Annotated in this window: 21 protein-coding genes; 9 read left to right on the top strand and 12 right to left on the bottom strand. The window is 65.7% G+C overall.

Annotation, left to right across the window (positions count from 1 at the left end):
- The 3 genes from ACIGJE_RS10110 (at position 1) to ACIGJE_RS10100 (ending at position 3,732) form a co-directional block, all read left to right on the top strand.
- The gene (locus tag ACIGJE_RS10110) at positions 1 to 1,725 is read left to right on the top strand and encodes an acetyl/propionyl/methylcrotonyl-CoA carboxylase subunit alpha (RefSeq protein WP_483680234.1); all 1,725 of its coding nucleotides are present in this window, start codon (positions 1 to 3) and stop codon (positions 1,723 to 1,725) included.
- A gap of 265 nt (positions 1,726 to 1,990) precedes the next feature.
- Positions 1,991 to 2,662: a spermidine synthase gene (locus tag ACIGJE_RS10105; RefSeq protein WP_415080448.1), complete on the top strand. Its 672-nt coding sequence runs from the start codon at positions 1,991 to 1,993 to the stop codon at positions 2,660 to 2,662.
- 164 nt (positions 2,663 to 2,826) lie between these two features.
- Entirely contained in the window at positions 2,827 to 3,732 is a 906-nt protein-coding gene (locus ACIGJE_RS10100) for a S1C family serine protease (protein WP_415080483.1), read from the top strand.
- 130 nt (positions 3,733 to 3,862) lie between these two features.
- Here ACIGJE_RS10100 and yghU read toward each other — a convergent pair whose 3' ends face one another.
- Complete coding sequence (gene yghU / locus ACIGJE_RS10095) at positions 3,863 to 4,738, bottom strand: glutathione-dependent disulfide-bond oxidoreductase (RefSeq protein WP_415080447.1); 876 nt, start codon at positions 4,736 to 4,738, stop codon at positions 3,863 to 3,865.
- Positions 4,739 to 5,049: 311 nt separating this feature from the next.
- Here yghU and ileS point away from each other — a divergent pair, with 311 nt between their 5' ends.
- The 3 genes from ileS (at position 5,050) to ACIGJE_RS10080 (ending at position 9,441) form a co-directional block, all read left to right on the top strand.
- On the top strand, positions 5,050 to 8,130 hold the full coding sequence (ileS, locus tag ACIGJE_RS10090) for an isoleucine--tRNA ligase (protein ID WP_415080446.1): 3,081 nt from the start codon (positions 5,050 to 5,052) through the stop codon (positions 8,128 to 8,130).
- Positions 8,131 to 8,133: 3 nt separating this feature from the next.
- Positions 8,134 to 8,688, top strand: coding sequence for a signal peptidase II (gene lspA / locus ACIGJE_RS10085; protein ID WP_311944688.1), 555 nt, complete (start codon positions 8,134 to 8,136; stop codon positions 8,686 to 8,688).
- A 123-nt stretch (positions 8,689 to 8,811) separates the two neighbouring features.
- A complete protein-coding gene (locus ACIGJE_RS10080; RefSeq protein WP_311944690.1) occupies positions 8,812 to 9,441 on the top strand; it encodes a hypothetical protein in 630 nt (209 codons plus the stop codon).
- 76 nt (positions 9,442 to 9,517) lie between these two features.
- Here ACIGJE_RS10080 and mutL read toward each other — a convergent pair whose 3' ends face one another.
- The 8 genes from mutL to ACIGJE_RS10040 form a co-directional block, all read right to left on the bottom strand.
- A complete protein-coding gene (gene mutL, locus ACIGJE_RS10075; protein WP_367624254.1) occupies positions 9,518 to 11,341 on the bottom strand; it encodes a DNA mismatch repair endonuclease MutL in 1,824 nt (607 codons plus the stop codon).
- A 289-nt stretch (positions 11,342 to 11,630) separates the two neighbouring features.
- Complete coding sequence (locus ACIGJE_RS10070; RefSeq protein ID WP_311944692.1) at positions 11,631 to 12,056, bottom strand: hypothetical protein; 426 nt, start codon at positions 12,054 to 12,056, stop codon at positions 11,631 to 11,633.
- 252 nt (positions 12,057 to 12,308) lie between these two features.
- The gene (locus tag ACIGJE_RS10065) at positions 12,309 to 13,550 is read right to left on the bottom strand and encodes a M16 family metallopeptidase (protein ID WP_311944693.1); all 1,242 of its coding nucleotides are present in this window, start codon (positions 13,548 to 13,550) and stop codon (positions 12,309 to 12,311) included.
- A gap of 176 nt (positions 13,551 to 13,726) precedes the next feature.
- Positions 13,727 to 15,034, bottom strand: a complete 1,308-nt coding sequence (locus ACIGJE_RS10060; protein WP_483679960.1) for a M16 family metallopeptidase — start codon at positions 15,032 to 15,034, stop codon at positions 13,727 to 13,729.
- Positions 15,035 to 15,159: 125 nt separating this feature from the next.
- Positions 15,160 to 15,420, bottom strand: coding sequence for a TfoX/Sxy family protein (locus ACIGJE_RS10055; RefSeq protein ID WP_367624256.1), 261 nt, complete (start codon positions 15,418 to 15,420; stop codon positions 15,160 to 15,162).
- Positions 15,417 to 15,824 carry an OsmC family protein gene (locus ACIGJE_RS10050; protein WP_483679958.1) on the bottom strand — a complete coding sequence of 136 codons (408 nt, stop codon included), beginning with the start codon at positions 15,822 to 15,824 and terminating at the stop codon, positions 15,417 to 15,419. The genes ACIGJE_RS10055 and ACIGJE_RS10050 overlap by 4 nt, the downstream gene beginning before the upstream one ends.
- Positions 15,825 to 15,933: 109 nt before the next feature.
- Positions 15,934 to 16,491: a 16S rRNA (guanine(966)-N(2))-methyltransferase RsmD gene (gene rsmD / locus ACIGJE_RS10045; protein ID WP_483679957.1), complete on the bottom strand. Its 558-nt coding sequence runs from the start codon at positions 16,489 to 16,491 to the stop codon at positions 15,934 to 15,936.
- Between the two features lie 10 nt (positions 16,492 to 16,501).
- Positions 16,502 to 18,742, bottom strand: a complete 2,241-nt coding sequence (locus ACIGJE_RS10040) for a pseudouridine synthase (RefSeq protein WP_483679955.1) — start codon at positions 18,740 to 18,742, stop codon at positions 16,502 to 16,504.
- 131 nt (positions 18,743 to 18,873) lie between these two features.
- Between ACIGJE_RS10040 and ACIGJE_RS10035 the strand changes: the two genes are divergently transcribed.
- Positions 18,874 to 19,317: a nucleoside deaminase gene (locus ACIGJE_RS10035; protein ID WP_311944701.1), complete on the top strand. Its 444-nt coding sequence runs from the start codon at positions 18,874 to 18,876 to the stop codon at positions 19,315 to 19,317.
- Positions 19,318 to 19,423: 106 nt separating this feature from the next.
- On the opposite strand, the gene ACIGJE_RS10030 is transcribed toward ACIGJE_RS10035, so the two are convergent.
- Together ACIGJE_RS10030 and ACIGJE_RS10025 are read right to left on the bottom strand one after the other, a co-directional pair.
- Entirely contained in the window at positions 19,424 to 20,977 is a 1,554-nt protein-coding gene (locus ACIGJE_RS10030) for a sulfatase-like hydrolase/transferase (protein ID WP_415080440.1), read from the bottom strand.
- A 477-nt stretch (positions 20,978 to 21,454) separates the two neighbouring features.
- Positions 21,455 to 22,369: an arginase family protein gene (locus tag ACIGJE_RS10025; RefSeq protein WP_483679952.1), complete on the bottom strand. Its 915-nt coding sequence runs from the start codon at positions 22,367 to 22,369 to the stop codon at positions 21,455 to 21,457.
- 203 nt (positions 22,370 to 22,572) lie between these two features.
- On the opposite strand from ACIGJE_RS10025, the gene ACIGJE_RS10020 reads away from it, so the two are divergent.
- Together ACIGJE_RS10020 and ACIGJE_RS10015 are read left to right on the top strand one after the other, a co-directional pair.
- Entirely contained in the window at positions 22,573 to 23,247 is a 675-nt protein-coding gene (locus ACIGJE_RS10020) for a response regulator (RefSeq protein ID WP_311944706.1), read from the top strand.
- Complete coding sequence (locus ACIGJE_RS10015) at positions 23,237 to 24,631, top strand: sensor histidine kinase (protein ID WP_367624262.1); 1,395 nt, start codon at positions 23,237 to 23,239, stop codon at positions 24,629 to 24,631. Before ACIGJE_RS10020 ends, ACIGJE_RS10015 begins: the two co-directional genes overlap by 11 nt.
- Before the next feature lie 108 nt (positions 24,632 to 24,739).
- Here ACIGJE_RS10015 and ACIGJE_RS10010 read toward each other — a convergent pair whose 3' ends face one another.
- Positions 24,740 to 25,615 (bottom strand): ABC transporter permease, encoded by an 876-nt coding sequence (locus tag ACIGJE_RS10010; protein ID WP_311944709.1) that lies wholly within the window; start codon positions 25,613 to 25,615, stop codon positions 24,740 to 24,742.
- Positions 25,616 to 25,621: the final 6 nt, after the last annotated feature.

Genomic DNA, 25,621 nt, shown 5'->3' with positions numbered 1-25,621 from the left:
ATCAAGAAGGTCCTGATCGCCAACCGGGGCGAGATTGCCGTGCGCGTGATACGGGCCTGCGCCGACTATGGCGTCGCCTCCGTCGCCGTCTACGCCGATGCCGACATCGACTCCCTGCATGCCCGCATGGCGGACGAGGCCTATGGCCTGGGTGGCGACAAGCCGGCCGAAACCTATCTCGACATCGACAAGCTCATCGCCATCGCCCGCCGCAGCGGCGCCGATGCCGTGCATCCGGGCTATGGCTTCCTCTCCGAACGCGCCGCCTTTGCCCAGGCCGTGATCGATGCCGGCCTGACCTGGATCGGCCCGCCTCCGTCCGCCATCGAGCAATTGGGCGACAAGGTGCAGGCCCGCAAGCTCGCCTTGGCGGTCGGCGCTCCCCTGGTCGCCGGCACCGCCGATCCGGTTGGTGGCCCCGACGAAGTCCTCGCTTTTGCCGAGCAGCATGGCCTGCCGATCGCCATCAAGGCCGCCTTCGGCGGTGGCGGGCGCGGGCTGAAGGTCGCATGGCGCATGGACGAGGTCGCCGAGCTCTATGACTCGGCCGTGCGCGAGGCGGTGACCGCCTTCGGGCGCGGCGAATGCTTCGTCGAGCAATATCTCGACCGCCCCCGCCATATCGAGGCGCAGGTGATCGCCGATCGCCATGGCCATGTCGTGGTGCTCGGCACCCGAGACTGCTCGCTGCAGCGCCGCAACCAGAAGCTGGTGGAAGAAGCCCCGGCGCCCTTCCTCAGCGACGAGCAGCGCGCCCGCATCCACCAGGCCGCGCGCGATATCTGCGCCAAGGCCGGCTATGTCAGCGCCGGCACGGTGGAGTTCCTCTTGAGCGCCTCGGGCGCGATCTCCTTCCTGGAGGTCAATACCCGCCTGCAGGTGGAGCATCCGGTGACGGAGGAGACCGCCGGCATCGATCTGGTGGTCGAGCAGTTGCGCGTCGCCGATGGCCATTCCCTCGGCATCACCGAGACACCGGCGCCACGAGGCCACGCCCTGGAGTTCCGCATCAATGCCGAGGATGTCGGGCGCGGCTTCCTGCCGACCCCCGGCCTCATCACCGCCTTCGAGCCGCCCTCCGGCCCCGGTATCCGCCTGGATAGCGGCGTCGCCGCCGGCTCGACCATTCCCGGCAGCTTCGATTCCCTGATGGCCAAGCTCATCGTCACCGGCGCGACGCGGCGCGAGGCCATTGCGCGTGCCCGGCGGGCCCTCGCCGAATTCCGCATCGAGGGGGTCGCCTCGGTGCTGCCTTTCCATCGCACGGTGATCGGCCACACCGACTTCACCGGCGAGCAGGATTTCAAGGTCCACACCCGCTGGATCGAGACCGACTTTGCCGCCACCCTCGCCGCCGCCACACGGCCCGAACCGCTGCCGGCAGCGACACTGCTCCGCACCGCCGTGGAGATCGACGGCCGGCGCGTCACCCTCGGCCTGCCCCCCGCCCTGCTGGGCGGCCTCCAGGCCGTGCCATCAGCAGCACCGGCGACAGCGGCACCAGCCGAGTCCTCGCCCGATGCGGTGATGGCGCCGATGGCCGGGACGCTACGCTCCTGGCAGGTGGAAGACGGCGCCGAAGTCGCGGAGGGCGATGTCGTGGCCGTGATGGAGGCGATGAAGATGGAAATGCAAATCAAGGCCCACCGGGCCGGGAAGCTGGCGCAGGAGATCGAAGCCGGCACCACCGTGACGGCCGGCATGGTGATGGCGCGCATCGGATAGGAGCGACGACACGCCATACTCGCAAGAATGAGCGCGACCAGCCTTCTCCCCTTGCGGGAGAAGGTGCCCCGAAGGGGTGGATGAGGGGTGTCGGCACATCGCCAGCAAAGTCGCGTTTCTCCCCTCATCCGGCGCTTCGCGCCACCTTCTCCCGCAAGGGGAGAAGGCTTGTTGCGCCGGTTTCTAGTGGATCCGCCGATGGAAACTGGAATTGTCGCCACGTTCTGCTAGACGCTTGCCATCGCCTCCCGCCTACGAGCCCGCCGTGATCCCCTGGAAGCACCTCGACACCGCGACGATCCCCCACGGCGGCGGCGAGTTGCGCCTCAAGCAGCGTGGCAGCGAATTCTCGATCATGCTCGGCAGCAACGAGCTGATGAACAGCCGGCTGAGCGGCTCGGAAGAGGCGCTGGCGACGATGGCCGCCGAACGCCTGGCGGCGCGCAGGCATCCTCGCATCCTGATCGGTGGCCTCGGCATGGGCTTCACTCTGCGCGCCGCGCTGGCAAGTTTCCCGGACGATGCCGAGATCGTGGTCGCCGAACTGGTGCCGGCCGTCGTTACCTGGGCCCGGGGACCGATGGCAGAGATCTTCGCGGGCAGCCTCGATGATCGGCGCGTCAGCATCGAACTCGGCGATGTCGACGGCGTGATCCGCGCCGGGCACCGCTTCGATGCGATCCTGCTCGACGTCGACAACGGCCCCGAAGGGCTGACCCATGCCGGCAATGACCGCCTCTACAGCCTGGAAGGCCTTGCGGCGGCCCGGGGAGCGCTGACGGCGGGCGGCCTGCTGGCCGTATGGTCTCAAGGCCCCTCTTCGGCCTTCGACAGGCGTCTGCGCCAGGCAGGCTTTGCGGTGGACGAGGTCCGGGTCCGGGCCAACAGGGGGCGGAGCGGCGCCCGGCATGTAATCTGGTTTGCGAAGGAGAGCTGACCGTGATCCAGCCGACGGCCGGCCTCTCCACGATCGCCGCTCTTGCCGCCTATGCCCTTGCAGCGCGCCGTTCGGCTGCATAACTCTTGAAGATCTTCCTTGCCCGCCCGGCGGGTATTGCGCATCCTGCCTTGCTGCGGGCGCTCTTCACCAAGATGAATGCCATGACACTTCGTTCGATCATGCGCTCGGTCGTGGCCGTGCGTGCCAAGATTCCACAGGACGCCTTCACCGCAACCGCGCTCGGCACCGAGCGGGAGGGCAGCGGGGTGGTCATCCGCGACGACGGGCTGGTGCTCACCATCGGCTATCTCGTCACCGAAGCCGACGAGATCTGGCTGACCACCCAGGATGGGCGCGTGGTTCCCGCCCATGTCATGGCCTATGACCAGGCGACCGGCTTCGGCCTGGTACAGGCGCTCGGCCGGCTCGGCCTGCCGGCGCTGGGGCTCGGCAGCTCCGGCAAGGCGGCTGTCGGCGACGAGGCGGTGTTCGTCGACGGTACGGGGCGTCATGTCGACGCCCGTATCGTGGCCAAGCAGGAATTCGCCGGCTATTGGGAATATCTGCTCGACGAGGCGATCTTCATCGCGCCTGCCCATCCCGGCTGGGGTGGCGCGGCCCTGGTCGGCGAAGACGGCAGGCTACTCGGCATCGGGTCCCTGCTCCTGCAGATGGAACGCGGCGGCGAGGATTTCGACATCAACATGGTCGTGCCCATCGACCTTCTGCCGCCCATTCTCGACGACCTCCTGACGCGGGGCCAAGTCGACCAGCCACCGCGCCCCTGGCTCGGCGCCTTCTCGGCCGAAAGCAATGGCAAGGTCGTGGTCGCCAGCGTGGCCAAGGGGTCGCCTGCCGCCAAGGCGGGGTTGAAGGCGGGCGACATCATCTCCGACATCCGCAACGAGGAGGTCCGGGGCCTCGCCGATTTCTATCGCAAGGTGTGGAGCGGCGGCCCAGCCGGCGTCGAGGTGCCGATGCGGGTCCTGCGCGATGGCCGGGAGAGCTGGCTGCGTGTCAAATCGGCCGATCGCAACGCCTTCCTGCGCAAGCCGCCTTTGCAGTGAGACCTTCTCTTCCCGGGATCGCAGGCATCCTTGCCTGCTCTTGGACACGCTGAATTTGATGCAAAAGTGCAGGCAATCGCGACATGCAGGCATGTCGCTGAGATGCCTGCGATCCCAGAGCCGTCACCTATCAGCCCGCGGCTTCCAGCTTGTCCTGCGTCCTCGTCTCGAAATCGCTGGCGTCATGGCGCTCGCGCAACTGGCTCGACGGCTCGCCCGAGGTGCGGTTGACCATGCGCCCGCGCTGCACCGCCGGCCGCTGGAAGATCGCCTCGGCCCAGCGCTGCACATTCTTGTAGCCTTCGACCTGCAGGAACTCGGCCGCGCCATACTGCCAGCCCCGGGCCAGACCGCCATACCAGGGCCAGACGGCCATGTCGGCGATGGTGTAGTCGCTGCCGGCCAGATATTCGACCTCGCCCAGGCGGCGGTCGAGCACGTCGAGCTGACGCTTCACCTCCATGGCGAAACGGTCGATGGCATATTCGATCTTGGTCGGTGCATAGGCGTAGAAATGGCCGAAGCCACCGCCGAGATAGGGCGCGCTGCCCATCTGCCAGAACAGCCAGGACATGCATTCGGCGCGGGTGGCCGGGTCCTTCGGCAGGAACTCGCCGAACTTCTCGGCGAGATAGAACAGGATCGAACCAGATTCGAACACACGGATCGGCTCGGCGCCGCTGCGGTCGAGCAAGGCCGGGATCTTGGAGTTCGGGTTGACGTCGACGAAGCCCGAGCCGAACTGGTCGCCCTTGCCGATCTCGATCAGCCAGGCATCGTATTCGGCGCCCTTGTGGCCGCGGGCCAGCAATTCCTCCAGCAGGATGGTGACCTTGACCCCGTTGGGGGTGCCAAGCGAATAGAGCTGGAGGGGGTGGCGGCCGACCGGCAATTCCTTGTCATGGGTGGGGCCGGCGATCGGCCGGTTGATATTGGCGAACGCACCGCCATTCGCCTTGTTCCAGGTCCAGATCTTCGGGGGCGTGTAGTCGGACGAACCGGTCATTCTCGAACTCCAGGTCAGAGCCTATCAGTGAAAGGGCCAGCGAGCGAAGAGGCTGCCTTCATGGCAGATAGGGAGAGGCTGAAGCTCATGCTAGGGCACGCTGTACGGCTGTGCTCCAGAAAATCCCGGCTTCGCCTCCCCTCACCGCTTTATCCCGCGCGCAGAGCCTGCTATTCACGCCCGCATGACATATATGCTGCGCATAGCCCGAATTATCGTCCCGGCTTCCGCGTGCGGGCTCGGCTGAGCTCCGCGGAAGGTCCGGGTTTGCGCCGCTTTTCCCTTTCCTCCGTATCGACGGATCCCTGTTCATGACCGATGTTGCGTCCCCCTCCAGCGAGACCGCCGAGAGCTCGAAGGCGAGCTCTGGGGCTTTCGACTATTCCAAGACCCTGTTCCTGCCGCAGACGGCCTTCCCCATGCGCGGCGGCCTGCCGCAGAAGGAGCCGGAGATCCTGGCCCGCTGGCAGAGCCAGAACCTGCGCCAGCGCCTGCGCGACACATCGGCCGGCCGGCCGAAATTCGTGCTGCATGACGGCCCGCCCTATGCCAATGGCAACATCCATATCGGCCATGCGCTCAACAAGATCCTCAAGGACCTGGTGACGCGCTCCCAGCAGATGCTCGGCTTCGATTCCAACTATGTGCCGGGCTGGGACTGCCACGGCCTGCCGATCGAATGGAAGATCGAGGAGCAGTACCGCGCCAAGGGCAAGAACAAGGACGAGGTGCCGCTGGTCGAGTTCCGCCGCGAATGCCGGGCCTTTGCCGAGCATTGGGTCGGCGTGCAGCGCGAGGAGTTCAAGCGCCTGGGGGTCGAGGGCGATTGGGAACACCCCTATCTCACCATGGCCTATGCGGCCGAGGCGCAGATCGCCCGCGAGATCATGAAATTCGCCATGAGCGACCAGCTCTATCGCGGCTCAAAGCCGGTGATGTGGTCGGTGGTGGAGAAGACCTCCCTGGCCGAGGCCGAGATCGAGTATGAGGACCATACCTCCGACATGATCTGGGCGAAGTTCCCGGTGCGCTCGGGTGCCACCCGTGACGAGTTGGCCCAGGCTGCGGTGGTGATCTGGACCACCACGCCCTGGACCATCCCCGGCAACCGCGCCGTCGCCTATTCGAGCCGCGTCGCCTATGGGCTCTACCGCGTCACATCAGCGCCCGAAAACAACTGGGCCAAGGTCGGCGACAGCTTCATCCTGGCGGACAAGCTCGCCGAGGAGGTCTTCAAGTCGGCCAAGGTGGAAGCCTTCGAGCGCCTCGGCGGCGTCGAGGCCGGCGAGCTTGCCGCCCTCACCGTGGCCCATCCGCTAGCGGGCTTCGATCCCGGCTACGGCTTTGCCGTGCCGCTGCTCGAGGGCGAGCATGTCACCGACGAAGCCGGCACCGGCTTCGTGCATACGGCCCCCAGCCACGGCCGCGAGGACTTTGACGTCTGGACGGCGCATCAGCGCGAGCTGACTGCCCGCGGCATCAACACGCACATCCCCTACCCCGTCGATGGCGACAGCTTCTACACGGCGGACGCCCCCGGCTTTGCCGGCAAGCGCGTGATCACCGAGAAGGGCGACAAGGGCGATGCCAATGACGCCGTGATCAAGGCGCTGGTGGCGGATGGCAAGCTCGTGGCCCGTGGCCGTATCAAGCATCAGTACCCCCATTCCTGGCGTTCGAAGAAGCCGGTGATCTTCCGCAACACGCCGCAATGGTTCATCGCGATGGACAAGCCCATCGACGAGGTGGCTCCGGGCACCGTGCCGGCGGCGACGCCGGTCCGCACGGAAGGCGGCGCCCTGCGCAACGATGTCGGGCCGACGCTCGGCGACGGCTCGTCGCTGCGCGAGCTCGCTCTCAACGCCATCCGGCAGACCCAATGGGTGCCGGCGGCCGGCGAGAACCGCATCACCGGCATGATCGCCAACCGCCCGGACTGGGTGGTCTCGCGCCAGCGCGCCTGGGGCGTGCCGATCGCCGTGTTCATGCGCGACAAGCCGGGTGGCGGCGTCGAGATCCTCAAGGACGAGGCCGTCAACCAGGCCATATCAGCGGCCTTCGAAACCGAAGGCGCCGACGCCTGGTACCAGGAGGGCGCCTCCGAGCGCTTCCTCGGCGCTCGCGCCGGCGAAGGCTGGGTCAAGGTCAACGACATCCTCGACGTCTGGTTCGATTCCGGCTCCACCCACGCCTTCACGCTGGAGGACCCACGCCACTTCCCGGGCCTTGCGGGCATCAAGCGCAAGGTCGATGGCGGCGATGATAGCGTGATGTATCTGGAAGGTTCGGACCAGCACCGCGGCTGGTTCCATTCCTCGCTCCTGGAAAGCTGCGGCACGCGCGGGCGGGCACCCTACGACATCGTGGTCACCCACGGCTTCACGCTCGACGAGCAGGGCCGCAAGATGTCGAAGTCCATCGGCAACACCGTCGCTCCGCAGGACGTGATCAAGCGCTCCGGCGCCGATATTCTGCGCCTGTGGGTCGCCACCACCGACTATGCCGACGACCAGCGCATCGGGCCCGAGATCCTGAAGACGGTGGAGGACACCTACCGCAAGCTGCGCAACACCATCCGCTGGATGCTGGGCACACTCGCCCATTTCGAGGCCGGCGATAGCGTTGCCGCCGCCGAGATGCCGGAACTCGAGCGGCTGATGCTGCACCGGCTGGCCGAGCTCGACGGCGAGGTGCGCGCCGCTTATGAAAGCTATGACTACAAGCGCGTGGTCGCCTTGCTGGCGACCTTCATGACGGCGGACCTCTCCGCCTTCTATTTCGACGTGCGCAAGGACGCGCTCTATTGCGATCCGAAATCGTCCCTGCGCCGCCGGGCCGCGCTGAGCGTGGTCGACACGCTCTTCACCTGCCTGACGACCTGGCTGGCGCCAGTGCTGTGTTTCACCATGGAAGAAGCCTGGACCTCGCGCTTCGGCCAGGAGAACTCGGTGCATCTGCAGCCTTTCGCGGCAGCCGATCCTGCCTGGCTCGATCCGGCGCTCGCCGAGAAATGGGAGCTCGTGCGCGAAGCGCGGCGCGTGGTGACCGGCGCGCTGGAGCATGAACGCGCCGCCAAGCGCATCGGCTCCTCGCTGGAAGCCGCGCCGGTCGTCCACGTCGCCGACGAGGCGACGCTGGCGGTTCTGCGCAGCGTCGATTTCGAGGATGTCTGCATCGTTTCGGGGCTGACGCTCGTGGCCGGCGAAGGCCCTGCCGAGGCCTATCGCCTCGACGGCGTTGCCGGCATTGCCGTGGTTCCCGGCCGGGCCGATGGTATCAAATGCGCGCGTTCCTGGCGCTATTTCGATCCGAAGACCGCCGATCCCGCCTTCCCCGACATCACCCCGCGCGACGCGGCGGCGATGCGCGAATGGCAGGCGGCGGGGGCCTGAGCGATGAAGTCGATGTTTTTTGGGCGCTACACCCTCATCGGGGTGATGGTGGCGGTTCTCGCCATCATCATCGATCAGGGCTTCAAATATTGGGCGCTCCACATTTTCCAGATCGGTGAGCTGATCATGTATCAGGAGGCCGTCGACTGGACGCCCTTCCTGAAGTTCACCCTGGTCTGGAATCGTGGCGTATCGTTCGGCCTGTTCCAGCAGGAGAGCGAGATCGGCCTGATCCTGCTCGTCGCCTTTCGCCTCATTGCCACCGTGCTTCTTCTGGCATGGCTTGCCCGTATCCACACGAAATCATCGGCGATCGGCATCGGCCTGATCATAGGCGGCGCCATCGGCAATGCCGTCGACGGATTGCTGGCGATAGAGGGACCGTTGGCCCCCAATTGGCTGCAGCGGGAAGGCGTTGCCGACTTCTTCCTGCTCCATGCCGGCGATTTTTCCTGGTATGTCTTCAACCTGGCCGATGTCGCCATCGTTGCGGGCGTGGCCCTGCTGTTGTATGACATGGTGGTGAACAAAGAGCCACAGACACACGGGTCTTCCTGACTTTTTCAGGTACTGGTTGCCCGGAGGAATGGTGGTTTCTTGGTTTTGACGCATTTTCCGGGCAGTAGAGCGAAGGTCTCTCCCGGAATTTGCACCGAAATCTAGCAGTGATTGGGATACAGGATGCGGACAAAGATTTGGCTTGGCCTGGCTGCGGCGACGGCACTGGTTGCCCTGGCGCCGACGGGTGCGGCGAATGCGCAGTCCCTCGGTCAGAACTTCTTCCAGAAGATGCTCGGCACCGGTGACGATGCACCGGCAATCAATTATTCCGACCGTGCGCCGCTGGCAAAACCGGGCAAGCTCGACCTGCCACCGCCCGGCACGGCTGCGACTTCGGACAATGACCCGAACTGGCCGGTGGATCCCGACTACAAGAAGCGCAAGGCCGCCGGCGTGATGCCGCGCAGCAAGGCCGAGCATGGCGATGGCCGGCTCTCGCCTGACGAGATGGCGGCAGGCCGCGTCCCGGGTGCCGGTCGGGTCGACGCGCCGGAGCCGTTCGATGCGGCCAAGGCCAGTTCGGTTCCGCTCAAGCCCAGCGAACTGCAGAAGCGCCTCAACCTCGGCGAAGACAACACGCCACTCGCGGCCGGCGTCGAACCGCCACGCCGTTCCTTGACAGAGCCGCCGGTTGGCTATCGCAAGCCACTCGCCTCGGCGCCGCTTGCCGGCAACGAACCCCTGCCTTCCGAAGGTAACAAGAGCGAATCCTGGTTCGACCGGGTCTTCAAGACCCCGCGGGTCAAGTAGGAAGTTCAGGGACGCAGAATACCAATGGGGCCGGTCGCAAGATCGGCCCTTTCGTTTGTGCGTTTCCGTTTCGGGCTTACCGTCGCCCGAAGAGGGCCTCGATGTCGCCGAGCTTCAGCGTCACATAGGTCGGCCGGCCGTGGTTGCACTGGCCTGAATTGGGGGTGACTTCCATCTCGCGCAGGAGCGCATCCATCTCCGCCGGCAACAGGCGCCGCCCGGCCCGTACGGAGCCGTGGCAGGCCATGGTGGCGGCGACATGGTCGAGGCGCCGCTCCAGCACGATCTCCGAGCCCCATTCGGCAAAGCCATCGGCGAGGTCCCGGATCAGCGCGGCCGGATTGGTGCTGCCAAGCGCAGCCGGCGTGGCGCGCACCAGAAGGGCACCCGGCCCGAACGGCTCCACGACCAGGCCGAGAGCCGCCAGATCCCCGCTCGCCGCAGTCAGGCGCTCGACATCGGCGGGATCGAGATCGACGACTTCCGGGATGAGCAGTAATTGCGACCTGGCACCGGCGGCCGCGCGCTCACGCTTCAGCCGTTCATAGACCAGGCGTTCATGGGCCGCATGCTGGTCGACGATGACGACGCCTTCCCGGGTCTGGGCCACGATATAGGTCTCGTGCAGCTGCGCGCGGGCCGCGCCGAGCGGCCGGTCGAGACTGTCGGGCGCGGGAGGCACCACCGTGGCACGCGCATCCGCGGAAGGCATCACCAGCGCGTCGAATCCGGCCTGGGCCGGCGCCGCGAAACCGCTTCCTGCAGCCAAGCCGCCATTGTCGATGCCACCGTCTCCCATGCCGGCAGGATGGGGCGCCGCGGGCGACGCCCGCCAGTCCCAGTCGAGATCGGCCGGGCGGTTGAGGCTGCGGGCAAGCAGGCCGAGGGCGACATCGGCATTGCCGCTTGAGCTCCGGCCGGACTCCCGCTCCAGCGCGGAGCGGATCGCCGAGACGATCAGGCCGCGGACCAGGCCGCCATCACGGAAGCGGACCTCGGCCTTGGCCGGATGGACATTCACGTCGACATTCTGCGAGGCGATGTCGAGGAAGAGGGCCAGAACCGGAAAGCGGTCCTTGGGCAGATGATCGGCATAGGCACCGCGCACGGCACCCAGCAACAGCTTGTCGCGCACCGGCCGCCCATTGACGAACAGATATTGGTGCTGCCCCGTGCCGCGATTGAAGGTCGGCAGACCGATATGGCCATGCAGGCGGACATCCCCGCGCGTCACGTCGATGGCAATCGCGTTGTCGATGAAGTCGGCACCCAGCAAGGTGCCGAGGCGCGTCTCCTCGTCACCAGCCGGCCAGGTCGAGGGAGAATGGTCTTCGCCGGCCAAAGTGAAGGCGATGGCGGGGTTGGCCATGGCAAGGCGCTTGACGACATCGCCGATCGCCGCCGCTTCGGTACGCTGGGTCTTGAGGAATTTCAGGCGAGCCGGGGTGGCATAGAAAAGGTCGCGCACCTCGATGCGCGTGCCCTCCCCGATCGCTGCCGGACGGATTGCCTGGTGCTCGCCGGCTTCAATGGCGATCACGGCCCCGGTGGCCGAGCCACGCTCGCGCGTGGTGATGCTGAGGCGCGACACCGAGGCGATGGATGGCAAGGCTTCGCCGCGAAAGCCCAGCGTGTTGATGGCGAGCAGGTCCTCGGTCGGCAGCTTGGACGTCGCGTGGCGCTGCACGGCCAAAGCGAGGTCCTCGGGCGACATGCCCGAACCGTCGTCCACGATGCGGATCAGGCGCTGCCCGCCGCCCTCGGTGACGATCTCGATGCGGCGAGCGCCGGCATCGATGGCGTTCTCCACCAATTCCTTCACGGCACTCGCCGGCCGCTCCACCACCTCGCCGGCGGCGATGCGGTCGATCAGGATCTGGGGAAGGGCACGGATGGCCATGGGGCGAATCGTCCATCGGCGCCAGCGCTCCACCTGAGAGAAATCGGGCGCAAAATCAAAGGCTTGACGCATCCGTCCTCACGGGTGGAGAACGAATGCGTCACGTGCCGGGAACAATACACCATGGGGCCGGCCATCGGAATGGCCGGCAGGCAAGCCTCAGGCTCCAAGGCGTTTTGCGACTCCGCGGAAGCGCTGCAAATCGCAAAGGCACTTTAGCCGATCCGTTGGAACGGCTGGAAGCGAAGCGCACGAGCAAAAAGCGTTCGGTCATGAACGCCTGTTTGCCCTATTGCACATCGACATTGACGACGACGTCGAGCACCTTGCCGTCGGGAAAAGCCTTACGATAGGCAAATTGATCGGGACCGCGATAACCAGGTGCGGAGGTATAGAGCACCTGCCAGACCGGCACGCGCCGTGAATTGCAGGCGGCGCTGGAATTGCCGGCCTCATAGGGAGAAAAGTCGCGGGCCCTGCGGATGCTCACCTGGCCATAGCCCGCCTGCTTGGTGATACGAGCCGCAACGCCCGGCACTTCCCGGCAGGCCGGCGTGATGTAGGAAAACTGGTCGATCTTGCTGACCCGCCCAGACGGCACTGCAACGGCAGCACCGCTGGCACCGGGCCCGCGCGAGGTTCCAAGACCGGTGCTGACGCAGCCTGCCCCCAGAAGACCAACAAGGACGACAGCCGAAACACTCCAAAGCTTCATGACATCCTCCCGCTTGAGCGACCCCCGCCGCTTCTCGACGAGCGACAGGGTGATGCAGTCGGCCCCTTCGTGCAATAGTCAGTGTGACGTAAGCAGAACGATTTAACCTTGTCCGGCGAGAAGAAAACGCTCGACCAGGCTCGCTCTTCTCGTCGTTTCTTGCCGTTCTTCGCCGTGTTCTTTGTGACGCAGCGCCTTTACCCGGTCATCGCCGATATGATTTGGGCCGGCATCGGGAGTTATCCGGCGATCCTAGGACAGCCCCTCCGGGCGCCCGACAGCTACGACGAAGGGCTTGCCACCCCCGAACATCCGCTCGGCCACGCGCTTGGTATCGTCCAGCGTCACCGCTTCGACCAGGCCGTTGCGGCGATCGATGAAATCGATGCCAAGCCGCTCGATCTGGATCATGGTCAGCTGGTTGGCGATCTTTGTCGATGAGTCGAAGCGCAGCGCATAGGAGCCGGTGAGGTATTTCTTGGCGCTCTCCAATTCTGCGGCGCCAGGCCCGTTGCGGGCGAGCTCGGCCATCTCCGCCTCGATGATGGCGAGACTTTCGGCCGCCCTGTCGTTTCGGGTGGCGACGCCGCCGCCGACGAAGGCGGCTCGGGCCAATGCGCCGAGCTGGGTGGAGACCGAATAGGCCAAGCCCCTCTCCTCGCGCACTTTCTGGAAAAGGCGTGAGGAGAAGCTGCCGCCGCCATAGATATGGTTGAGCAGGAAGGCGGCCATGAAGTCGGGATCGTCGCGCTTCACGCCGGGGGTGGCGAATTGCAGCACGGTCTGCGGCACGTCGAGGTCGATCACCTTGCGGGTGCCCAGGTCCGCGAGCTGGGCCTCCGGCACCGGCTGCAGCAGGGCCGTGGTCGGCAGCGAGCCGAACACCTTGTCCAGCATCTCCTCCGCATCATGGGCATCGATGGCGCCGACGATAGAGACCGTCAACCCATCCTTGGCGAGCAGGCGGCGGTGCTGGGCCGCGATTTCGTCCCGGTTGACGGCACCGATGCTCTCCAGCGTACCGCGCGTCGGGCGGCCATAGGGGTGGTCGGGGAAAAGCCCGGCGAAAAAAGCCAGCGAAGCCATGGCGTTGGGATCGCTCGCCTCACGACGCAAGCTGGCCAGCAGGCTCTGGCGCACGCGTTCCACCGCGGCTTCCTCAAAACGCGGCTCGCTGACGGCATAGTGCAGAAGATCGAAGGCGAAGGCCTTGCGGTCGGACAGCGTGCGCAGCGAGCCGTTGATCTGGTCGCGCGCGGCATGGAAGGAGAGCTCGACCGCATTCTCCTCCATCAGGCGCTGGAAGGCCTCGTCGTCGTGAGGCCCTGCCCCCTCGTCGAACAGCGCCGACATGATGTGGGCCAGGCCTGGCCGGTCGGCCGGATCCTGCGCGGCACCGCCCTTGAAGGCGAAGTCGACGGCGATGACGGGTACGGCATAGTCCTCGACCAGCCAGGCTTCTATGCCAAGAGGCGAGACGATCTTCTGGATCATAAAAACTCTCGTTCACAAAAAACGATCGTCACAACCGGCAAAGCCGGCGATGACGGCAGGAGACTGATGCGCCGTTGCAAGCCTCCCAGCAGGAAAAGCGCGGCGCAGCAATCCAGACAATCATGGACGGCGCCGCCAGTCTGCCTGGCAGCATCCGTCATGACGTGCGAAACCTATCAAGCCTGCCCTTCGAGCAAGCCGACCACCGACTTGCCCTCCAGCAGGACGGCACGGCCCATCTCCGGCAGTCGTCCGGACGGCACGGCGGCGATGCGCTGCGGCCAGAGCTGCAGGTCCTCCACCTTGCCGCCGACTGACAGGGTGGCGCCGTAATAGCGTGCCAGGGTCGACTGGTTGTCCTGGGCATAGATCGCGTCGGCGACGAGGCGCGTCTTGGCACGCTCCAATTCCGCCTCGCTTACGCCCTCTGCGACGATGCGCCTGATCTCCTCGTCGACGGCCGCTTCCAGCGCCTCGAAACCGACGCCAGGCATCGGGATGGCCCAGACACCGAAACGCGTCTCGTCCACGGCGGAGCCGCCATAAAAGGCGCCGGCGGCCGAAGCCAGTTTCTTGTCGACCACCAGGCCCCGATAAAGCCGCGAGGTCTGCCCGCCGCCGAGGATCTGAGAGAGGAGATCGAGCGCCTCGCCCTCGCCATTGCGGGCCTGGATATAGGAAGGCGCCCGCCAATGGCGCTGATAGATCGGCTGCTCCACCCGCTTGTCGGCCAGCCGAACGCGGCGGTCTGCGCGCTGCCTGGGCTCCTGCGGCCGCAGACGCGGCGGCGGGTCGGCACGCCGGGCCACAGGACCGTAATGGGTTTCGGCCAGCTCGCGCACCTCTTCGGCCGTGACGTCACCAGCCACGATCAAGCTGGCGTTGTTCGGCGTGTAGAAACGGCTGTGGAAATCGATGGCGTCCTGCCGGCTCAGGCCTTCGATCTCGTTCTCCCAGCCGATGATCGGCGTGCCATAGGGATGGTGGGTGAACAGGGTCGAGGCGATCTCCTCGGCAAGCTGCGAATTGGGATCGTTGTCGACCCGCATCTTGCGCTCTTCGAGCACGACGTTGCGCTCGGGATTGACGACCTCGTCGGTAAGAGCCAGCCCGGTCATGCGATCGGCCTCGAAGGCCATCATGGTGCCGAGATGCTCCTTGGCCACTCGCTGGAAATAGGCGGTGTAGTCATAGGACGTGAAGGCGTTCTCCTGGCCGCCCAGCTCGGCAACCTGCTTGGAAAAGCCCCCCGGATTCTTCTCCGTGCCCTTGAACATGAGATGCTCGAGGAAATGCGCGATGCCCGACTTGCCCTTCGGTTCATCCGCCCCGCCCACCTTGTACCACACCATGTGGGTGACCACCGGCGCACGGCGGTCGGGAATGACCACCACATGCAAGCCGTTGGGAAGCGTGAAATCCGTGATCGCCGGGCCCTGGGCATGGGAAGCACCGCCGAGACCGGGGATAAGCGCAAGCGTCATGAAAGGTCCGATCGGGAGGGAAAGCGAAAGATCCACCCAATATGGGTAGGAAACGCGGGAAGTGAAGTATCCCTTACCCCCTGGAGCATGAGCCTAGCAAGGCATAGGTCCGAAGAAAACAATCCCTACCGGCTCCCTTCCTGCTTCCAATCGGCCCGTTCCTTTAAGCCGCGGTCGATCTCGCGCCAGTCCCGATCGCTCAAGGCTCCTTCCACGGCATAAAGGGCGTTCAGGCTGACGCCGCGCCCGAACCGGAACTTCAGGCGCCGATAGGCAGCGACGGCTCCCAGTTGCCGGAGATCCTCCGGACTGCAGATGTCGACTTCGGCCAGCATGCGTTCGGTCGCCGGGCCAAGATTGCGCATATCCCGGATGCGCCCGCTCATGCCACCATCTCGATGCCGACCGGCACGCCGCTGCGCAGGGAATTGGCCACCATGCAGATCGTCTTCGCGCGCTCGATCACCGGCTGTGGGTCTGACCCGTCCAGCATCCGGCAGCGTACCTCGAGCCTTGCAGCCGTCGCCAGCAGCGGCTTGCCCTCAAGCTCCAGCGCGACGCTGATCGCGATGGTATCGACGGTCACACCCATTTCTTCGGCGGCGTAGCGCAGGTCGTTGCAAAAACAGCCGCCGAGCGACAAAGCGAGGAGCTGGGCGCCGTTGAAGCCGAGCCCCATGCCGCCGGCCTTGCCCTCGGGGCGGTCCACCACGATGGCATGTCCGCCGGCCCAGCCCATGGCAGCCTGCGTCTCACCGACATTGCGCAGTTCGACCGTTACCGTCGCCATGGCTGCCCCCTTGGATACTGCCGACTATGACAGCAAGGGGCCGAGGGCGAAAGCGATGCCAAGCAGAGCGTGAAGCCGTGGCTCGATCAAAAGGCCCCAGCGCCGGACGTCAGGGCTCGTAGTGGAAGAAGCTGAGCCTGGTACCGGCATAGTCGCGCTGGTCGGCCAGAGCGAAGGCGGTCGGCGCTTCGAAGGGCGCGTCCGTCGCCTCCTCGACCACGCAGAGCGCTCCCTTGGTCAGCCAGCCGCCATCGGCAAGGCTGACGAGCGCCTGTGATGCCAGCCCCTTGCCATAGGGAGGATCGAGAAAAGCCAGCGAGAAGGGCTCGCCCGGCCCGATCATGCCCAGCTTGGTCGCATCCCGGCGGAACAAGCGGGTGCGTCCGCCCAGGGACATCGCCTCGACATTGGAGCGGATCAGCCCACGCGCCTCCGCGCCCTCGTCGACGAAGGTGGCAAAGCGGGCTCCGCGCGACAGGGCCTCGAAACCGAGCGCGCCCGTGCCGGCGAACAGATCGATCACGCGGGCGTCGCGCACGGGATCGTCATAGCCATGCGCGAGGATATTGAACAAGGTCTCACGCAGGCGGTCCGAAGTCGGCCGGATCGCGTCCGACTTCGGTGTAGCCAGTTGCTTGCCGCGAAATTGCCCGCCGATGATGCGCATCGCTCAGCCGTCAACGCCCCCGGCGTGGCGCACCGCCCGGCTTGCCGCCGGGGCGAGGACGCGAAGGCCGTTCACCGCCATCATTGCGATCGCGGAAGGACGGACGCGGCTTGAACGGGCGGTCGCCACCCTCCTCGCCACGCGGGCGGAACGGCTTGCGCGGACGCTCGCCACCTTCGTCGCGGTCACGGAACGACGGACGCGGCTTGAACGGGCGGTCGCCGCCCTCTTCGTCACGCGGGCGGAACGGCTTGCGCGGACGCTCGCCACCCTCGTCGCGGTCACGGAAGGACGGACGCGGCTTGAACGGACGATCGCCGCCCTCTTCGCTGCGTGCACGGAAGGGCTTGCGCGGGCGCTCGCCCCCTTCGTCGCGGTCGCGGAAGGAAGGACGGGGCTTGAACGGACGGTCGCCCCCCTCTTCGTCGCGCGGCCGGAACGGCTTGCGCGGACGCTCGCCCCCTTCGTCACGGTCGCGGAAGGACGGACGCGGCTTGAAAGGACGGTCGCCGCCCTCTTCGCTGCGTGCGCGGAACGGCTTGCGCGGACGCTCGCCACCCTCGTCGCGATCGCGGAAGGCAGCCCGCGGCTTGAAGGGGCGGTCACCGCCCTCTTCATCGCGCGGACGGAATGGCTTGCGCCGAGCCGGCTTTTCGTCGGCCACGTCAGCGACCCGCTGGACCAGCACACGCCGGCCATGGCGATCCTCGACCAGGCTGCCACGCATCACGCGTTCCTTGCCGTCTTCCTCCGACTTGACACGCAGTCCGCGCGCCGGGCCACCCTTTGCGGGCCTGGCCGCAGCTTTGACCGGCTTTTCGCCGGCGGCCTCGTGGATTGGCGCCTCGAACTCGCAGCCGGCCTCGGCAACCAGCTCGGGGCCGAGCTGGTCCATCAGAACCCGGGTCTTCACTTCCTCGACGGCGCCTTCGGCCAGGTCGCCGAGCTGGAACGGCCCGTAGGACACGCGGATCAGGCGGTTGACCTCCAGGCCGATGGAACCCAGCACATTCTTGACTTCGCGGTTCTTGCCTTCACGCAGGCCGAGGGTCAGCCAGGAATTGGAGCCCTGCTCCTTGTCGAAGCGGGCTTCGATGCGACCATAGTCGACGCCGTCGACCGTCAGCCCCTCGAACAATTTGTCGAGCTGGACCTGATCGGTCTCGCCGAAAGCCCGCACGCGATAGCGCCTGAGCCAGCCGGTCTTGGGCAGTTCGAGCTGGCGCGCCAGACCGCCGTCATTGGTGAGCAGCAGCAAGCCTTCGGTGTTGATGTCGAGCCGCCCCACCGACATCACGCGCGGCAAGGACGGGTCGAGGTTCTCGAACACGGTCGGGCGTCCTTCCGGATCCTTTTCCGTGGTCACCAGGCCGCGGGGCTTGTGGTAGAGCCACAGCCGCGTGCGCTCCCGCCGGGGCAGGAGCTTACCATCGACGGTGATCTTGTCGTCGGCCAGCACGTTGAGCGCGGCGCTGGTCAGCACCTCGCCATTGACGGCAACGCGGCCTTCCTCGATCCAGGTCTCGGCATCACGGCGCGATCCCAACCCGGCCCGCGCGATCACCTTGGCCACACGCTCGCCGGCGAAGGCGCCAGACTTGGCTTCGGCCTCGGGCTTGGCGACGGTCTCCGCCCTGGCCTCGGTGCGACGCGGGGCACGCTTGGGCGCGCGCTCCTCCTGGCGATCGTCGAAACGCGGCTCGAAGGCCTTGCGGCCGCCCTCGCGCGGCTCGAAGGAGGTGTCGAAACGGCGCGGCGCAAAGGAGCGCCCACCTTCATCGCCCTCGCGGCGAGGTTTACGGCTGAACGAACGCTCACCGCCCTCCCCGCGCTCCGCATCCCGGCGCGGCCGGAAACCGCCTTCGGCGCCCTCGTCGCGCGACCGGAACGGCCGGCGAGCTTCCCCGCGCTCCTCGAAGCGGCGGGGCTTGAACGGACGTTCCTCGCCGCCTTCACGCTCGCGGAACGGACGGCGGGCGGGGCGGGCCTCGGAATCCTCGCCTTCGCGCGGCTTGAAACGCGCCGGACGACGATCGCCGTCCTGGCGCTCGGCGAAGGAACGGGCCGGACGCTTCGGGCGAGCCTCGCCGCCCTCGTCACGATCCCGGAAGGAACGGCGCGGAGGTGCGTCACCATCGACGCCGCGCCGTCGAGGTCCAGCGCCAGCGGAGGTCTTCTTGGGGCCAAATGGCTTCTTGCCCCCGCTTGGGGGCTTGCGGCCGCCGCCGCCAGATCGTTTATCGTCGGACATCGATTGTTGCTGGAATGGCCCCCGCTACCCATCGTATCGGAGGATATTCCAAAACTCCTTGAAAAGAGGGGCGTCTTTCCGATCCGCAGGGATCGTGAAACGCTTTAGCAGAAAAGGCGGCATGTCACGAGATGAAGCGCTCGATCATGGAACTGGCGCTGGAGGAAGCCCATGCTGCCGCAGGTCGCGGGGAGGTACCCGTCGGCGCGGTTGTCGTCAAGGACGGAGTGGTGCTTTCGCGCGAAGGAAACCGCACCCTGGCGCTGAAAGACCCCACCGCCCATGCGGAGATGCTCGCCATCCGTGCCGCCGCCCAGGTGCTGGGCAGCGAGCGCCTCGTCGGTGCGGACCTTTACGTCACGCTCGAACCCTGCCCGATGTGCGCCGCAGCGATTTCCTTCGCCCGCATCCGGCGTCTCTATTTCGGCTGCGACGACCCCAAGGGCGGCGCGGTGGAGAATGGCGTGCAGTTCTACGCTTCGCCGACCTGTCACCATCGCCCAGAAGTCTATTCAGGCATCCATGCCACCGCGTCGCGTGCCTTGCTGCAGGATTTCTTCCGGCAGCGGCGTTAGCGACAATCTCTTCGAAGTGTCAGCCTCCCGGCTGACACTCCAAATCCCGCTCAAAATGAAGACCTCAGCCAAACCGGAGCGCTTTTGCAATCCAGCGCCGCCGCCTTCAGGAGCCCAGATGTCCGGGCTCCTTGGACACGCCCTTCAATGAGAGGTGTTCGGGGGGCTCGGCCGGCGAGCCGTCGCTGGCATAGTGAAAGATCCGATATTCGTCGTCCGGCAGGCGCTCGACCTTCATATATTTGGCCTGGCCGAAGGGCATGGTGCCGTTCACATAGAAGACCGACGGATCATATTCCCTGGTTGCGACGGTCTTGCCCATCGCCTGCGCCGTCAATTGCATGAGCTGGAACTGGGTGGGACGGTCGAGCTGGCGGAAGGCATTGGCGATCGCTGAATCCGGCCTGTTGGTCATCAGCATCACCGGCACCACCGCCGTGCGCAGATGGCGGATCAGGTGTCCCCACAGCCCATCCTCGCCCATCAGCTCGTTATGGTCGGAGGTGACGAAGATATAGACCGGGTCCTTCTCGGCCAGCATCGTGGCAATGATGTCACTGGTGCTGCGGTCCCAGCACTGCAGGCCGGTATCGTAGCGTGCGCGCCGCGCTTCGTCCGCGCTGCCGTCGGGTGGCGTGAACACCTGAAACTCGCCCGCATATTTCTTGCAATTGTCGAGATAGGGCTCGTGATCGGCGCGCTGGTGGACATAGATGAAGCGCCGGTCCGCCGGCGGCACATCCTTGACGTCGTCGGCAAGCGACTCCTCGGCCGACTTCTCGGCCGTCTCGTCATAGGTCTCCACCGTCTTCGACTGCCGGGCATACCGGGCTCCGCCGGCGATCTGCATGGTATGGATGGCCTGCGCCGAATAGTAGTAGCTGGCGAAATCGCCATCCTTGGCGATGTCGAAAATGTTCACCGGCTGCCGCTCCGCCAAATTGGGGAAATAGACGAGCCTGAGGGCCGAGGGGACGCTGGCGAGCGTCGCCACGCCGCCGGAAAAGCCTATCTTGGCGAACATCCGCCAGCCTGCCGGCGGCTCCCTGAACAAGTGATCGAGACGCGGCGTGGTCTGCCGCGCCCCGCCAAAGAGCGACATTCGCACCGGATTGATCGACTCGCCCATCACGAACACGACGGTTGCCCGGCCCTCCGGCACGTCGGTCTTGCCGAAGACATGATCAGCCAGGCCATTCAGGGAAGCCGGCGGCGCAGGCGCCTGGCTCGCACGATAGGCCAGCACGCCAGCATTGGCGCTGGAAATGAAGGATGCGGAATAGGCGTTGGCCTGCACCACGCTCGGCAGTTTGTGCAGCTCCCAGCGTGCCGCGACGCCGCCAAGGGCCGCAACGAGCAAGAGAGAAAAGGCCCAGGATCGACCGCTCCGCAGCGGGCGGATCAGCGTGAACACCGCGAGCAGGACAGCCGTCGCCAGCGCCAGGAGCAAAGGCAGCAGGAATTCACTCTGGACCTGCAAACCGGTCGAAACCGAATCGGCCGTGTCGCTGAAAAACAGCCTTACCTGCTCGGGCGTGAGCGGCGCTCCGAAATATACGAGCGAACTGAGCCAGATGGCCTGATTCAAGAACACCAGGACGATGATGAGTATTCTGAACCAGGTTCCGGCCGAGAGGGCGAAGAGCACCGAAAATGACAATAATGTTACAAAATATTCTCTCGTCCTGAACGGAGAAATATCCCATCCGAAACAAGAAAATATTACATCAGGAATACTCAAGATCGCTGCGACAATGGCAATCTCTAGTACCTTCTTAGCAAAAATTCGTGAGAATGAAGTCATGTAAACCGCATAAATTAAAATTATGTTCTTAGACTCAAGGCACCAACCGAGAGCATCTGTATCGGTCCGGTCGAAGATTTAATCCAAATTGCTTAAAAACAGAACAATAATGACAAAAATAGGAACTGTCTCGCGCGATGGCCAGACGGCGGCAACGGGCCGCCGCCTTGGCGCTACGCCTGCCAGCCTTCAGTTCGTCAAACTCTGGAGGTCATCGCGGGCGGACTTTGAAGCACGCATTGGCTCAGACTGATCGCGCTTCTCGTGGTGTTCACCTATGTCGTGCACATCGTCACGCGGCGCCGCTGAGCCACCGCTCTACTCCGGCGAGGTTCAGGTTTCCGTCGCCAGAATCTCGGCAAGCCATTCGATCAAGGCCTTTCCGGCGACATGTCCGGGATCGCGGCTGGGGTCGTAGATCGTCACCTGCAGACCGAGAGCGCGGCGTTTCAGGGCAGTGGTGAGCAGCACCGCCGCCTCGTCCCAGTCGAGGCCGTCCGCCTGCGGAGAGTCCACCGCCGGCATCAGCCTGCTGTCGACGGCATCCACATCGAAATGGATCCAGAACCCTTCCCGATCGGCATCGATGCCGCTCAGGGCCACGTCGACGCAGGCTTCAATCCCCTCGGCGCGAAGCTGTTCCAGGGGCCTGTAGACCATACCGGACTCGGCGATATCGGGAATGGGAGCGGGAGGACCTGCTTCATGATCGCGATTGGCGAGAGCCGCCACCCGCCGTGTCGTCACATAGGGCCAGCGCCCTTCCAGATCCGTCAGAGCTGAAGGCCCCCAGCCGGTGACCAGCGCCAGATCCATGCCTGCACCGCCGCCTGTCGCCGATTGCTCGGGCAGGTAGAAATCCGTATGGCCATCGACATAGAGGAGACCGGCCTCACGCTGCCGCGCCAGGCCGAGCATCGAGCCGATCAGGATGCTGCAATCGCCGCCGAGGACGAGGGGAAAACACCCGGCCTCGACCGTCTCCTCCACGGCGTCGGCCAGCCGGATGGAATAGTCGGCAATGGCATCGATGTTGCGGATGTTGATCCTGCGTTCATCGTCGCGACGATAGGCCGGCGGCTCTACCGTGACGACGCGCTCCACCGCCAATCGGTCGTGCAGGCCGAGTTGGCGCAACGTCGCCGGAGCATGGCGCGTTCCCGGTTCCACATCGTCGCCCAGCGGCATCAGCCCGAGATTGCTGGGAGCCTCGATGATCACCAGGCGCCTCGCCGTCGTCTTCCCCATGCCGGATCCCGCGGTTGTGTGTTTGGCCGTCTTCTCTCCAGACACCCTTCCCTGCTTTTCGAGTCCGGGCAAGAGCCCTCGGCGGCAGCGGATCGGCATGCCGAATGCAGATGCCCGCGTGCCGGTAAAGAGAAGCATTTGCTCTTGCCTCGGCAGACCCCATAGAGTTGCGGCACTTCTTTTCAGCCGTTCGGACCCGGCCCATGCGCATTCTGTTGGCGGAAGACAATCGCGACCTCTCCGAATGGGTCAGCCGGTTGCTGCGCCAGAGCAAATATACGGTGGATTGCGTCTATCGCGGCGACGAGGCCGACGTGGCGTTGCAGTCACAGGAATACGCGCTCGTGATTCTCGACCTCGGCCTGCCCGAGATCGACGGCATCGAGGTCCTCAGGCGCCTCAGGGGGCGGGGAAACCGGACTCCCGTGCTGATCCTCACCGCCAATGACGCACTTTCCAGCCGTGTGCGCGGCCTCGACAGCGGGGCAGACGACTATCTCGTCAAGCCCTTCGAGGTCGAGGAACTCGAGGCCAGGATACGCGCGCAATTGCGGCGGGGCCGCAGCACGCTGGAGCAGGTCGTCAGCTTCGGCCCTCTCTCCTTCGACACCCAGTCGCGCAGCTTCAGCCTCGCCGGCACCAGCCTCCCGGTGACGCCGCGCGAGCATGTGGTGCTGGAGACGCTGCTCCTGAGTGCCGGGCGCCCCGTCCCCAAGGAGCGGCTGGTGGAAAATGTCTTCGGCTTCGACGACGAAGGCGGCCCCAGCGCGATCGAGGTCTATGTCCATCGCGTGCGCCGCAAGCTAGAGGGCAGCGACGTCGGCATCGTCACCCTGCGCGGTCTCGGCTATATGCTGCGTCAGACCCATGCCGGTTAGCTGGCATTCGCGCAGCCTGCGCCGGGAACTGCTCGGCTGGCTGCTGCTGCCGCTGGCAGCGGTGGTGGCGTTCAATGTCTGGACCACCTATCGCAATGCGCGCCAGACTGCCGACCTGGTCACCGATCGCATGCTGCTCGCCTCCGCGCGGATGATCGCGGAGAACGTCCGCGAAAGCGATGGCATCTTTCAGGCGCCCATCCCCCCGGCAGCCCTGGAAATGTTCGCGAGCGAGGACCGCGACCGCGTGATCTACCGCGTGAACGGGCCGCGCGGCGAATTGCTGGCCGGCTATCCGGAGACGTTGCCTCCGCCACGGCAACCCAGCGGCTTCCAGCACGTCTACTTCACCGGCACCCATCGCGGCGAGGCCGTCTACGCCGTCGCCCTTTCCCAGCCGGTGGTCTCCACCAGGGGCGGCGAAGCGCTGGTCGTCGTCGGCCAGACGCTGCGCGGCCATGACAGGCTGGTCAAGAGCCTATGGCTCAAAACCCTGCGCGACGAGGTCCTGCTGGTCGCCGTTGCCGGGTTGCTCGCCTTGTTCGGCCTGCACCGGGGCTTGGCGCCGCTCCTGCGCCTGCGCGACGAGGTGCGCCGCCGTGACCCGCACGCGCTGGAACCGCTCGACACGACCCCTGTCCAGACCGAACTGAGACCCCTGGTCCTGGCCCTCAACGAGGCCCTGGCGCAGGTCGAACGCCAGGTCGCCGCCCAACGGCGCTTCATCGCCAACGCCGCCCATCAATTGCGAACCCCGCTGACGTTGCTGAAGGCGCAGATCGGCGTCGGCAAGCGCGGTTCGGACGTGGCGGCGGCCCATGAGGCCCTGACGGGCATCGGCACGACCGTGGAGGGCATGACACGCCTGTCCAACCAGCTTCTCAGCCTGGCACGCGCCGAACAGGGAAGCACGCTGCTTCATCGCGAAAAGGTCGATTTCAACGCCATCTGCCGCGAAGCCGTGGAAAATCTCGCGATCATGGCCATGGAGCGCGACATCGACCTCGGCTTCGACGGTGCTCCCGCCGCGCTGCCTGTCAGCGGCCATGCCACGCTGCTGCGCGAGCTTGCGACCAATCTGATCGAAAATGCCCTGCGCTACACGCCCAAGGGAGGCACGGTCACGGTGCGGCTGCGTGCAGCGGGCGGGGCGCGAGTCGCCTTGCGGGTGGAGGATAATGGCCCCGGCATCCCGGCGGAAGAGCGCGAGAAGGTGTTCGAGCGCTTCTACCGGAGGCTGACCAGCGGCGTCGAGGGCACCGGATTGGGGCTGGCGGTGGTGAAGGAGATCGTCGCCTCCCATGAGGGCACCGTCACCTTGCAGGACCGGGTACCCTCGCCGGGCCTGGCCGTGCTGGTCCTGCTGCCCGCCTTCGATGGGTGATGCCGGCATTGTCCGGCTGCCGGAAGACAGGCAAGGAAAAAGCGGGCGGGGATCAACTCCCCGCCCGCTTTTCGAAACATCACGCCATAAGGAATGCCGTGTTCCGGATCAGTGATCGGACAGAGGCTTGGGCCGCCACTTGGCCAGGCTCTGTTCGACACGGCCCATCAGCGCACCGGCCGCCAGCACCACCAGCATGATGATGATGATCGCGGCCGCCACACCCGGCCCGTCGAACGAGCCCTTGGCGATGGCGATCAGCTGGCCGATGCCGAGGCGGGCGCCGACGAATTCACCGACGATGGCGCCGGTGATGGCGAAGGAATAGCTGACATGCAGGCTGGCGAAGATCCAGCTCATGGCGGAGGGAATGATCACGGCCCGCGTGAGCTGCCAGGGCCTGGCCCCGAGGATCTGGGCGTTGGCGATCAGCGAGCGGTCGGCCTCGCGCACGCCCTGGAAGGCGTTCTGGAAGACCAGGAAGAACACCATCACGAAGGACAACGCCACTTTCGAGCCGATACCCAGGCCGAAGATGATGATGAAGACGGGCGCCAGGACCACGCGCGGGATCGAGTTGAAGACCTTGATGTAGATCGAGAAGATATCGGCCAGGAACGCGTTGCGCCCGAGCGCCACGCCCACGAGCACGCCGGCGATGGAGCCGAACACGAAGCCGATGGTGGCCTCCTCGACGGTCACCCACAAATGATACCAGAGCGGCGTACCATTGGCCCCCTCGGTGATCCACTGCCACAGGCGCACCACCACGGTGCTCGGCATGCCCAAAGCAAGGTCGGTCATCCATTCCAGGCGAACCGCGACTTCCCACAGGCCCAGCAGGGCGACGAGAAGCACCAGGCGCCAGAACAGGACCCAGGCGCGGCGGGAGCGCGCCGCCTTGGCGACGGCTGCCTCGATTTCCGCGTCTGAGGTGCCGGGCCGGAACTCGGGAGCCTTGGGAGAAAGTACTGCATCGCTCATCGTCCA

The sequence above is a fragment of the Labrys sp. E2SS-1L genome (assembly GCF_057073705.1).
This window is presented reverse-complemented; position numbering and strand designations above follow the sequence as displayed.